Origin of the sequence: Enterococcus infantis (assembly GCF_049166715.1) — a bacterium.
GTDB classification, from domain to species: domain Bacteria; phylum Bacillota; class Bacilli; order Lactobacillales; family Enterococcaceae; genus Enterococcus_C; species Enterococcus_C leclercqii.
On sequence record NZ_JBMHFB010000001.1, the window covers coordinates 124,881 to 137,448 of the forward strand.

Sequence of the window (12,568 nt, forward strand, 5' to 3'; positions counted from 1 at the left end):
AGCAAAGGTATTTTTCGTTTTTTTATTCCTATGGTATGATAAGTTGGAATTTTATCAGGAAATCCCTGATAATAGGCGGCTGGTTTTTGATGAAGAAATTCCTCGGCACTTTTGCCTTGTGGTTTTCCAATTGAAAAATCACACGCCGTTTGACAATCGTTATTGGAGGCTCGACCTGTATGAGTTTACGTAGTCACATTGCCATTGCTTGTGGCAAAAGTGCCCAATGGTTTTTAAAAACATTTATGAAAGGCGGATCCAGTTTTCCGGGAAAATTGGCGCTGAAGATTGATCCGCAAGTTTTAGATCACTATTCTGATTTGTACGAGGTAGTGGTGGTTACCGGCACCAACGGCAAAACCCTCACCACTGCTTTAACGGTAAATATCTTGCGACAGCAATACGACGAAGTGCTGACTAATCCCACTGGTGCCAATATGGTACAAGGAATCGTCTCCACCTTTTTATCGGCTAAGCCTAAGAAAAATCAGAAAAACTTCGCCGTTCTTGAGATTGATGAAGCTAGTCTGTCGAAGGTCACAGAATACATCAAACCAGAGCTATTCGTCTTTACCAACATCTTTCGCGATCAAATGGACCGCTATGGTGAGATCTACACGACATATCGCCTGATTGTTGAAGGTGCCGCTAAATCACCTGCGGCAACGATCTTAACCAATGGGGATTCACCAATCTTCAATTCTTTGGATACGGTGAACCCTCGCAAGTATTACGGTTTCGATCACCTGCCGGACAAAGAACAATTGGCTCATTACAATACCGATGGCGTCTTGTGCCCTCGCTGTCACCACATCCTGCATTACAAGATGATCACTTACGCCAATCTAGGCAATTATTACTGTCCAAACTGTGGGTTTGCGCGACCAGAGCTGGACTACAAATTGACAGCGATGACCGCTATGGACAATACTTCGGCTGATTTTGTAATTGACGGTCAGCCATACGGAATCGAAGTCGGCGGCATGTACAATGTCTATAATGCATTGGCTGCTACTGCAGTTGCGGAAATGTACGACGTCGCTCCGGAAAAAATCCGTGCCGGCCTGGCTTACGATGAAAAAGTTTTTGGACGCCAAGAAGTCATTGAAATTGATGGAAAAAAATGTACTTTGGTACTGGTAAAAAACCCTGTTGGTCTAAATCAGGTGATTGATATGATCGGTCTGTCCCCCTATCCTTTCTCATTGGTGGCATTGCTGAATGCCAATTATGCGGACGGCGTGGATGTCAGTTGGATTTGGGATGGCAATCACGAGGCATTCGCTGACATGAATATTCCTGCGGTTATTGCCGGTGGCGATCGTCATACAGATATGGCGCTGCGGTTGAAAGTCGCTGGTATTTCACAGGATAAATTGACGGAAATCCCCGATTTGGATGCCGTTATCACAGCAATTCCCACACTGCCAACCGAACACGTTTATATCTTAGCAACTTACACCGCTGTCTTACAGCTACGCAAAAAACTGGCAGATAAAGGGTATATCAAAGGAGGCATGGATCGTGGCTAAATACGAGCTGCATCTAGCACATCTTTACGGTAATTTATTAAACACATACGGAGACAATGGCAACCTGTTAATGCTTGGCTACCTTGCAAAAAAAATGGGGATTGCCCTCACCACGGAAATTGTCAGTATTCATCAAGAGTTTGATGCTGACAAATACGACCTGGTCTTCTTCGGTGGCGGTCAAGATTTTGAACAGCTGATCGTTTCTGAGGACATTCAAGATAAAAAAGAAGCCATCACCCGTTATATCGAAAACGAAGGGGTCATGCTGGCGATTTGTGGGGGCTATCAGCTGTTGGGCCACTATTACATGGGTGCTGGTGGTGAAAAAATCCCTGGCATCAGCGCACTGGATCACTACACACTGAGTCAAGACAATAATCGCTACATCGGTGATATTGTGATCCATAACGAAGAATTCAACGAAACCTATTACGGCTTTGAAAACCATAACGGCCGCACCTTTTTAGGTGACGGCGAACGCCCTTTAGGTAAAGTCCAACAAGGGCATGGCAATAACAATGAAGACAGTTCTGAAGGCGTCATCTACAAAAACGTCTACGGTTCCTACTTCCACGGGCCGATCCTGGCACGAAACGAAATTTTGGCTTATCGCCTATTGAAAACCGCGCTGGAGAAAAAATACGGCGCCGCCAATCTGACAGACCTGCCAACATACGATGCAATTGCTGACAAAACGCAACAAGCCGTCAGTGGACCGGAGCAATAAAATAGCACCATTCACTGTGGTGGCATTCCTCTTGCACGGCTTCCAAAGTGAACACTACCAACTATGAACCACAATAAAAAGACAAGCAACTCCATTAAGAAACGGTGGAAGCTGCTTGTCTTTTATTGTTACAAATTACACTTTTAAACACTGACAAAATCGGATTTTTTGCCTGTCAAATCGCTAATCTTCCAGTGTCGCTGTGACCGTGATGCCAAAATGGTCGCTGACTTGTACGCCATTTTTCCCATCAAAGGTTACCGAATAAGCAGCCACGCTAAAGCTGGGAGACAGCCAGACATAGTCGATTCGCTTGGGTGAAGGACTGTCATTCCAACCGTTGATAGCTCCAGGAATGGTAGCCGTTCCTCCGGTCACCTGAGTAGCAGTCAAAAAGGCATCTTGCAGCTCCAGCTGTGATTTTTGCACCAATTGATAGCCAGGTGTTTCTGCCGGCTGATTGAAGTCACCACAAAGAATTAGCGGATAGTCACTTCCGCTACTTTCAGACGCGGACAACAATTCTTCTGTCCGTTGCCATTCTTCGGCAAATCCCCGATCCCACCAGTTGTAATGCGTGCTGACCAAGCGAACCAATTCTCCATCAGCTTCCGTCAAACCGATGAGGATGCGGCGGACGTTGTCTGTGGCTGGATTAGAATGCGCAATTGGAGCTACTGAATGGTCAGCTGCAATCAAAGGTGCTTTACTCAGCAATGCCACTCCTTCTTCAAAGCGGCCATAGCTTACGTGGGTATACGCCCAGGTCCAATAATATTCCAGATCCAAAATCTGGAGTGCTTCAATCAACTGCAGGGCAAAATTATCCTCTTTTACTGGCTGATCTGTCGTAGGCGGGCAAAAGAAGCCGTCCAACACCGCAGCGCGGGCATCAAATGTCTGGTTAACCTCTTGCAGTGCAATCAAATCATATTGATCTTCCGCAATTTTTTTTGAAAGATCCGCTACTTGCTGGGTCCCTTCATTTTCCACTAAGCTGTAACAATTCAATGTCAATATTTTCATACATATCCCTTTCCTAAAGCGTTATTTCAGGCTACATGTCTTTGCAAGCTGATCTCCGCAAAGTATTGCTTAATCTAGTCTTCTCCCCCAATAATCAAGCAAATACAGGCTTTAGCTTTTCTGCGCCTTCTTATCATACCAGAGGCTAAGAATTTGCACAAAAGAAGTCTGTTTTGCGCAATCGGTTCCGTCAAATTATTTTACCTACACTATCTCATTCTGATGTTGTAAAATATTCCTATATCTGTTCCCTGTATTTTTAAGGGCAGCTTTTCCTTTGAACATCTGTCTTTCTGATAGCAACCTCTTTATTTTTACTATTTTTGCAACGCCTTTCGCAACAAGCCACTTGACTAATGCAATCGATTGCGTTTATTATGGAGAAGAAAGAAAACAAAGTTCGCTCCGACAGCGGCCTTTACAGCCACTGCCACCGAAAACAGCGCAAGCGCAGGAGGTAAATTTATGAATCAGATTAAACGTTTATTCGACATCGATCCTTGGAAGATCGCTACGACAACCTTAGACAAAGAAAATCGGCGGCTGCAAGAGTCACTGACGGCTATCGGCAACAGCTATATGGGAATGCGAGGCAACTTTGAAGAAAGTTATTCCGGCGATCATCATCTGGGCACGTATCTCGCTGGTGTCTGGTATCCAGACAAAACTCGAGTTGGCTGGTGGAAAAACGGTTATCCGGACTATTTCGGCAAAGTCATCAATGCGGTGAATTTCATCGCCATGGATATCGCAGTGAATGGTCATTCCATCGATTTGGCTAAAGTCCCTTACGAAGACTTTTACATGGAGTTGGATATGCAGTCAGGGATTTTGACCCGCAATTTCACCGTCACATTCGACGACACGAAAGTCCGCTTTACCTTCCAGCGTTTCTTATCCATTGTGAAAAAAGAGCTGGGACTCATCCATTTAGAAGCAGAGGTTCTAACAGGCGCTGCTGAAATCTTAGTCACCAGCAAATTGGATTCTCACGTAACCAATGAAGACAGCAATTATGATGAATTATTTTGGGAAGAGATTGCTGCCGGACAAGAACAAGCCTTTGATTACTTGACTGTGCGGACAATTCCCAACAATTTTGGGATTGATCGTTTCACTGTAACGGCTGCAATGCAACATGACATAACTGGCGGTCACTATGAAAAATTCCCTTTGAAAGTCAGCGAGACCTTCACCTTGAATGCTAAGGCTGGTGAAACTGTCAGCCTGGTAAAAAAGGTCATAATCGTTACTAGCCGCGATATTGAACCCGATCAGCAAGTGACCAAAGTTCAAGAGCTGTTTGCTGAGTACAGCGCGGACTATGACACTTTGAAAACCGAACAACAAGTCGCTTGGCAAAAACGCTGGGAATTGGCTGATGTGGTAATTGATGGCGATCCTGCCGGCCAACAAGCGATTCGTTTCAACTTGTTTCAACTCTTCTCTACTTACTATGGTGAAGACGAGCGGTTAAACATCGGTCCTAAAGGTTTCACTGGCGAAAAATACGGTGGTGCCACCTATTGGGATACCGAAGCTTATGCGGTTCCACTTTACTTGGCGCTATCTGAGCCTAACGTGACCCGCAATCTGTTGAAGTACCGTCACAACCAATTGCCACAAGCTCACATCAATGCCGGCAAGCAAGGGCTAAAAGGGGCATTGTATCCAATGGTAACCTTTACCGGAATTGAATGCCACAACGAATGGGAGATCACCTTTGAAGAAATTCATCGAAATGGTGCCATCGCCTATGCTATCTACAATTACACCAACTACACTGGTGATGAAAGCTACATCCAAAAAGAAGGGTTGGAAGTTTTGACAGCGATTTCTCGCTTTTGGGCAGATCGGGTCCATTTTTCTAAACGTAAAGGACTCTACATGATTCACGGTGTCACTGGTCCCAACGAATATGAGAACAACGTTAACAACAACTGGTACACCAACACCATGGCTACCTGGGTCTTGCGTTACACGTTGGAAAACTACAATAAATTCAAAGCAGTCACCACTGTGGACATCTCAGAAGAAGAACAAGCCAAATGGCAAGATATCATTGATAATATGTACTTCCCAGAAGATGCTGAATTGGGAATTTTCGTTCAACACGATACCTTCCTAGACAAAGACTTGATGCCAGTAAGTGAGCTTGATCCTTCTGAACTGCCTTTGAATCAGCATTGGTCTTGGGATCATATCCTACGCTCCTGCTTTATCAAACAAGCAGACGTCATGCAGGGTCTTTACTTCTTGAGCCATGAATTCACAGAAGAAGAAAAGCGCCGCAACTATGAATTCTATGAACCTATGACTGTCCATGAATCTTCCCTTTCCGCCTCTGTTCACGCAATTTTGGCAGCTGATTTGGGAATGGAAGACAAGGCGATGGAAATGTACGAACGCACCGCTCGTCTCGATTTGGACAACTACAACAATGATACAGAAGACGGCCTGCACATCACCTCCATGACCGGCAGTTGGTTGGCTATCGTTCAAGGCTTTGCTCAAATGAAAACCGACAATGGTCAGTTGCGTTTTGCACCATTCTTACCGAAAGCCTGGTCTGGTTACAGCTTCCACGTCAACTATCGCGGACGGCTTTTATTCGTCAAAGTCTCAGCAGATGAAATCAGTCTGAAGCTGGTCACCGGCGACTCCTTGGAGCTGCGTCTGTACGACGAAAAAATGACTTTAACTGACAGCATTCAGGTAAAAAATAAGCACGCTTAACACCGAGAGATACCGATCCTCTTTTAGCAGGTTGCTAGATTGATCGGTATCCTCATTTTCATATTCCGGACGTTGCACTGCTCTTTTTTACTACTTTTTTAGATCAACGAACACCAAAGATTATTTCTCGTTGCAGTAGTAACTTGTCACAGGTTTTGCTATTATTAAAAGAGTTTGGAAGCGAAAACGCCCCCATTTGCCCTCAAACAGGCATTGACGAGCCTCTTCCTTCCCATTTTTCCACTCCCGTCACTTCAACGGGAACCTTCAGAAACATGTTGAAAAGAGGTGAAGTTTCATGAGCATCACCGTTAAAGATGTTGCCAAAAAAGCCGGCGTTGCAACTTCCACGGTCTCGCGGGTAATCAATGACCATCCTAGTATTTCCGAAGAGACCAAGCGCAAGGTCCGCAAAGTGATGGAGGAGATGGGCTATGTTCCCAATGTTGCCGCCCGCAACCTAGGTAAGCAACAAGCCAGCTCCATTGGGGTCATCTTACCACCGCTGGATACGAAAGAACGGCTAGGTAACCCCTTTTATCTGGAAACTATCGAAGCCATTAACGAAGAGGCCAGTCTTTTCCAAATGTCGGTGGCAGTCGCCTCCGCACCGGATTTTGAGACTTTACTGGCCAACGTCTCGCGCATGCATTTGCAAAAACAAGTGGACGGGTTTATTTTGACGTATTCCGACAATCACGACCCAGTCATTGACTACTTGTTTACCCATAAGATTCCCTTCACATTGATTGGACAACCCTACAAGCATGAAGAAAAAATTGTCTTTGTAGACAATGACAACCAGCTTTTAGGCAAGCAAGCGGCAGAGTTTTTGATCCAACGAGGCCACCAGCGGATTTTATTTGCCACTAATACTACTCGGGAAAATCTCTACTTTGAGCGTTACTTTGGCTATCAAAAAGCGCTGATGATGGCTGGTTTACCAACATATCCAGCCGTCAAATTTGAAGAACCGGCTGATTTCGTCTTTTTTGAAGAAATCCTCAAAAAAGATCGTCCCACGGCCCTAGTGGTCATCGATGATTTATTTGCCGTTCGTATCATGCAGTTGGCCAACATGTATGGCTATAAGGTACCTGATGATCTGTCAGTCATCAGCTTCAATAACTCCATCTTTTCCACTTTAACTCATCCTTATATCACCAGCATCGACGTGGATGTCGCTCGCTTGGGAAAATTAGCTACCCAGAAACTGATGGATCAGATCAATCACCAGCTGACAGATGGTATCAAAGTCATCGTCCCTCATAAATTAATTGTCCGAGAAACAGTCATCCAAAATGAAAAAGAGTGATCCTGGATAATGAGCAAGGGGCTGAGCTGCTTGTCATTTTTTGACGGAATAGCTGACTCCAGCTAAAAAACGGCCGCACCCGTAAAAAAAGCTTCCTTTTTCGGAAAGTTTTCAAAAAAAGTTGACTCTTTCTTGACCAACTCCGAAAAATTTAATAGAATAGCAAACGTAATCGTACAGATAACATCCCCTTGTCTTGAGGCGATGTCGAGAGAGAGGCGGTTTCTATGAAAATAGAAACCACTCTCTCTTTTTTTGTCTGCTGGTTCACCCCAGATCGTACGAAATTTGAATCAACGGAAGTGAAACTGATGCACAAAAAACCACAATTATTATTGGCGGTCCTGGCTACTGGAATCATGTCTTTTGCCGGTGTTCTGATCGAAACCGCCATGAATGTCACCTTCCCGACACTGATAACTGAATTCGGGATTACCACCGGACAAGTCCAATGGGTCACCACGATTTATCTACTGGTGATTTCTGTGATCGTCCCTTTGTCGACTTATTTACTGAAACACTTTTCTTTGCGCCGCTTGTTTTTAGCCGCTAATCTCTTTTTCATCGCCGGCTTGCTGATTGACTTTCTTTCTCCTAGTTTTGCAATTCTCCTCTTGGGACGCTTGGCGCAAGGAATCAGTACGGGGATCGCCTTGCCATTGATGTTCCATATCATTTTGACTTACTCCCCTATAGAAAAACGAGGAGCAATGATTGGCGTGGGTAATTTGACGACCTCCATTGCCCCGGCTATCGGCCCTACTTATGGCGGGATTCTCACTTCAACGACGGGCTGGAACTATATCTTTTTGTTTTTGATTCCGGTATTATTTATTTCTTTGATTCTTGGTCTCAAAGCGATTCCCGAGATGCCGGCTGCTGGTGGCGGCACGCTGGATTGGATAAGCTTGGCGGGAATCACATTGATGTTCAGCGGTTTTCTGCTGTTCTTGGATCAAATCACTTCGGTCTCCGGAATGATAGCACTGCTAGTAGGAATCGCGGGCTTTTATCTCTTTTACCGCCGCTCCCGTACCGCTAAAGAACCGCTTATTCGACTGGAAGTTTTGAAAAACAGCAGCTACCGGCTCTTTTTGGCTGGCTTTCTCGTGTGTCAGTTTCTGCTTTTGGGGATCAGCTTTATCTTGCCGAATTATGTTCAGATTGTCATGGGTAAGGATGCCTTTGTAGCCGGTTTGATGATGTTACCAGGGGCAGCTACCGGGGCGATTTTAGCTCCGTTGTCCGGACGATTGTTGGATACTATCGGTGCGAAAAAACCGATTACTATCGGTCTTTTACTGGCTGCAATCGGTTGGCTAGCATTGACGCTATTTTTGCAATGGCCGCTTTTAGCTGGCTTTGTGGCAGGACACGTTTTTTATATGATTGGAATCGGCTTATCCTACAGCAACATGATGACTACCGGGATGAACGCCATAGAGCAATCGCAATACACCGACGGCAATGCGATTTTCAATACGCTCCAGCAGTTTTCCGGTGCAGTTTCTACAGCCATTGCTGCGACTATCATCAATCAAGTCCAACACCATTCTGCGGACTACCGCAACGGAACAATTTTAGGCTCCCAACTAGCAGCAGCTTTTCTACTGATCCTGTTGCTTTTCATCCTAGTAGCGGTTCTACGTTATTTCCACAACGCTAGCGACTCCGTCAAAAAATATTCTTGAGTTTTGCCGACAAGTCGGCTCCTTACAACGACTTGTCGGGGGCCATCGTTTCTTTTTTTATGCATTAGCGTTTATAATAAACTTGAGGAAAGAGTCCCTGTATTTGTATCTGATAGTTGAACTTGCCGACTGCTCTTCCAGCAGAAAGGAGTGCTCAAAATGAAAATACGGATCCTACCCTACTTGTATTATTTGTTGTTCGCTGCGCTAGCTCTGCTCCTGATTTATCAACTGGTCACAAAAGGAGAGATTGGTTGGGACCCAGTATTCATGACACTAGCCATCGCGTCTGCCATTGCCTTTGTCCACTACATGCTGATTTTGACCCGTTCTAAAAAAGGCCCCTCAGAAGATTGATTGTCAGCTTTTAAATGACCTTATACCAAACAAAAACGTCTCAGTACCGCTTGTTGAAAGCTTGCGGTACTGAGACGTTTTATTTACCGTTCAGAAGCTCAGTTTACTCTTTAGTGCCTGGTTCAGAAGCGATAATATCGCAATCACCTTCCACTCGCCATTGGCTGATGCCGTTTGGAATGATGCAGCTGGTTCCTTTGGCCATGTCATAGCTCTTATTGTCTACAATCAACTTGCCAAAGCCATCAATCACAGTCATTAGTGTATAAGCGGCGCCAGCTTTCAAATCCAATGAACCACGGACTTGCCATTCGTAGACGTTAAAGAAATCAGTCTTCAAATAAGTCACAACAGCTGACGAACCGTGTTTCACTTCAGTCACATTGGTTTCTGGTGTCAGCGCTGGAACGGTGGTAACATCGATTGACTGTTGGATATGCAATTCCCGCGGATTGCCCTGATCGTCTGTTCGATCATAGTCGTAGACCCGATAAGTCGTATCAGAACTTTGTTGAGTCTCTAAAATCATGATTCCTTTGCCAATCGCGTGGATTGTTCCTGATGGTACATAGTAGAAATCACCTTTTTTAACAGGTACTCTCGTCAACAAATCATCCCAACGACCGTCATTGATCATTTCTGCCAATTCTTCTCGGGTTTGGGCATGATGACCATAAATAATCTCTGCTCCTGGTTCAGCATCGATGATATACCAACATTCTGTTTTACCAAGCTCACCTTCGTGTTTCAAGCCGTAAGCATCATCTGGATGGACTTGGACAGAAAGATCATCTTCCGCATCCAAAATCTTAATCAACAGCGGGAAGACCGGCTCTGATTGATGCCCAAAGAGTTCTTGATGATTTTTCCATAGGTCATCCAGCTGTTTGCCGGCAAACTCACCATTCTCCACCACACTAACACCGTGGGGATGCGCCGAAATCGCCCAATCCTCACCAATTTTGTCAGAGGGCAAGTCAAAATTGAAGACTGTATGCAGTTTATTTCCGCCCCAAATCTTCTCTTGGAAAACAGGTTTCATAAATAATGGTTCCATGTACGTAGAAAGCTCCTTTCAGATTCGTCCTGAAAAATCCAGGACGCAAACGTTTTAATCACGATCGAAGATATTATAACATTTTTTTACGAGTCTGCACCCCGTTCTTTTTGGTACACATCAATAAGTTCATCCCGCTCTTTCAAGTAAACTTCTCGATGGTCTGTCGGATGAACGCGATTGCTCAAAAACACGAAAGCCTCTCCAACGGCGACATCAATTAATAAAAAAGTACCGGTATAGCCAGTATGAAACAAAGCAGGTGTTGCCTTTTTTGATGCACCTGGGCGCAAGTCCCACCCCAGGCTGCGATGGCCAAGACCACTAGGCGTCTGGTCTTGTTGCAGCAGTGCCACTGTCTCCGGTTGTAAATACGATCGCCCATCCGCTGCTCTTCCGTGGGCTAAAAGCATCCGACAAAAAATCAACAAATCTTCGACATCCGTGAAAAGCCCAGCATTTCCGGCATGTGCTCCTAAAATTCTCGCTTTGGGATCATGCGTTACTCCCCGCAACACTTGATTTTTTGATAGTCGCTCAGTTGGCACGATATCAGTCAGCTCCCCTTTTTCGGGAAGAAATCCGCTATGGTCCATCCCCAAAGGCACCAATACTTCTTGACGAAAGACCTCAATTACCGGCCGCTGATAAAGTTCTTCCAGCATAAATCCCAATAAAATTGTCCCCGCATCAGTATATTGCACCACTTGTCCCAAGCTACTCCCTGGTTCTAGTGCCAGGTATGCCTCGCGTAAGTCCTCTGCTGACAAACGATCTCTATTTGCAATCCACGTCCGAATATCCGAGGTATGGGTCAGCAGATGTCGAAGTGTGATTCTTTGATTCTTAAATGCCGGAAGATATCGTTGCAAAGGGTGATCCCAATCGATAGCCCCTGCCTCCCAAAGCTTAAGCAACACTGTCGTCGTACAGACAACTTTCGTCAGAGAAGCGACATCAAAACGTTTGTTAGGCGTCATTTTTTCTTCCGTTGGAAACACCTGGGCTAGCCCTTGAGCTTTTACCTCTTCTCCTTGCTGATTAATAAAACCATATACCACGCCGGGATAGATACCACTTAGACGTTTAGTCATAATCAGTTGTTGTGTTTGTTTATACAAAAGACCGTCCTCTTTCCTTCTTTATTAAAAATCGACCACTTTCTTTGTTCTCATCTTTTACACCACTGCCACTATCTCAAATTCCACAGTTTCAAAAATGAGGCAGCACAAATAAACTGCTGCCGTTTTTTCGACAACAGTTTACTGATTATTTTTTTCTGACGAACCACCATTCAAGACCAGTAGGATCGTAAACAGTCACGATACTTCCTCGTTTATCTTTATAAAAGCTTTGCCCTAGAGCTTCCAAATGAGCCGCCAGCGCCTCAAGATCTTCCTGACTGAGACGGAATTTTAGAAAGTCCAGTCCTAGAACTTTATCTGTCGGCAACTCTACTGTACCACCACGAGCTTCAGTAAGGCCAATGTGAAATAACCCTTCATTAAGCACATGGATGCCAGCTGTTTCGTCTCGTACTTCAAATCCCAACACCTCTGCTAAAAAGCGGCTTTCATCTTCTAACACAGCAGTATTTAGATGGAGCTTATCAAAAAAGACACAATCAGACAGCACTGGGAACTCTCCCGCTGCTTTTGCCAATAACTTTTTGCGGTTCAACGGCTCAGGCTTACCTGACACCGGCTGTTGATTTGCACCGTAGTACAACTCTAACTGATTGCCTTCAGGATCCTCTAGCAAGATACCCATCACACCTTCGTCATATAAGGCATCAATGATGGGCCAACCAGCCCCATCAATCCGACTTAGAACATCCGCCATTTCTCCTTCAGACGGAATCACCAAACAGATTCGGCGCAGTTTTTTTACCTCGCCGAAATAGTCTTCTGCCCGCGGACTTTCTTCCAGCCAGAGACTTTCGTTTTTGTTTTTACTATTGCCCATGATGGCTAATTCATTTTCTTCTCGCTTCAGAGTAAAGCCAATGACATCACGGTAAAACTGGATCATCGCATCTCGGTTTTTTACTCGGATTGCAACTGTTTCAAGCTGCGTTTCTTTCCCCAATTTGAATTTCAAGTTCTCCACGCCCCTCTTCTTTTT

10 protein-coding genes are annotated in these 12,568 nt (G+C 44.9%); 6 read left to right on the forward strand and 4 right to left on the reverse strand.

Annotation, left to right across the window (positions count from 1 at the left end):
* Positions 1 to 179: 179 nt before the first annotated feature.
* On the forward strand, positions 180 to 1,532 hold the full coding sequence (locus tag ACOMA8_RS00560; protein ID WP_421367515.1) for a MurT ligase domain-containing protein: 1,353 nt from the start codon (positions 180 to 182) through the stop codon (positions 1,530 to 1,532).
* Complete coding sequence (locus tag ACOMA8_RS00565) at positions 1,525 to 2,262, forward strand: type 1 glutamine amidotransferase (RefSeq protein WP_421367517.1); 738 nt, start codon at positions 1,525 to 1,527, stop codon at positions 2,260 to 2,262. Before ACOMA8_RS00560 ends, ACOMA8_RS00565 begins: the two co-directional genes overlap by 8 nt.
* A 183-nt stretch (positions 2,263 to 2,445) precedes the next feature.
* On the opposite strand, the gene ACOMA8_RS00570 is transcribed toward ACOMA8_RS00565, so the two are convergent.
* Complete coding sequence (locus ACOMA8_RS00570; RefSeq protein ID WP_421367519.1) at positions 2,446 to 3,288, reverse strand: endonuclease/exonuclease/phosphatase family protein; 843 nt, start codon at positions 3,286 to 3,288, stop codon at positions 2,446 to 2,448.
* A 465-nt stretch (positions 3,289 to 3,753) separates the two neighbouring features.
* Between ACOMA8_RS00570 and ACOMA8_RS00575 the strand changes: the two genes are divergently transcribed.
* The 4 genes from ACOMA8_RS00575 (at position 3,754) to ACOMA8_RS00590 (ending at position 9,387) form a co-directional block, all read left to right on the forward strand.
* Positions 3,754 to 6,024 (forward strand): glycoside hydrolase family 65 protein, encoded by a 2,271-nt coding sequence (locus tag ACOMA8_RS00575; protein WP_421367521.1) that lies wholly within the window; start codon positions 3,754 to 3,756, stop codon positions 6,022 to 6,024.
* A gap of 298 nt (positions 6,025 to 6,322) precedes the next feature.
* Positions 6,323 to 7,339, forward strand: a complete 1,017-nt coding sequence (locus tag ACOMA8_RS00580; RefSeq protein WP_421367523.1) for a LacI family DNA-binding transcriptional regulator — start codon at positions 6,323 to 6,325, stop codon at positions 7,337 to 7,339.
* Between the two features lie 311 nt (positions 7,340 to 7,650).
* Entirely contained in the window at positions 7,651 to 9,030 is a 1,380-nt protein-coding gene (locus tag ACOMA8_RS00585; RefSeq protein ID WP_421368242.1) for an MFS transporter, read from the forward strand.
* Positions 9,031 to 9,189: 159 nt separating this feature from the next.
* Positions 9,190 to 9,387, forward strand: a complete 198-nt coding sequence (locus ACOMA8_RS00590; protein ID WP_161899181.1) for a hypothetical protein — start codon at positions 9,190 to 9,192, stop codon at positions 9,385 to 9,387.
* 103 nt (positions 9,388 to 9,490) lie between these two features.
* Here the strand turns inward: ACOMA8_RS00590 and manA are convergent, their stop codons facing one another.
* The 3 genes from manA to ACOMA8_RS00605 form a co-directional block, all read right to left on the reverse strand.
* Positions 9,491 to 10,444 carry a mannose-6-phosphate isomerase, class I gene (manA, locus tag ACOMA8_RS00595; protein WP_421367526.1) on the reverse strand — a complete coding sequence of 318 codons (954 nt, stop codon included), beginning with the start codon at positions 10,442 to 10,444 and terminating at the stop codon, positions 9,491 to 9,493.
* Positions 10,445 to 10,530: 86 nt separating this feature from the next.
* Positions 10,531 to 11,565: a serine hydrolase domain-containing protein gene (locus tag ACOMA8_RS00600; RefSeq protein WP_421367529.1), complete on the reverse strand. Its 1,035-nt coding sequence runs from the start codon at positions 11,563 to 11,565 to the stop codon at positions 10,531 to 10,533.
* 148 nt (positions 11,566 to 11,713) lie between these two features.
* Positions 11,714 to 12,544: a VOC family protein gene (locus tag ACOMA8_RS00605; protein ID WP_421367531.1), complete on the reverse strand. Its 831-nt coding sequence runs from the start codon at positions 12,542 to 12,544 to the stop codon at positions 11,714 to 11,716.
* Positions 12,545 to 12,568: the final 24 nt, after the last annotated feature.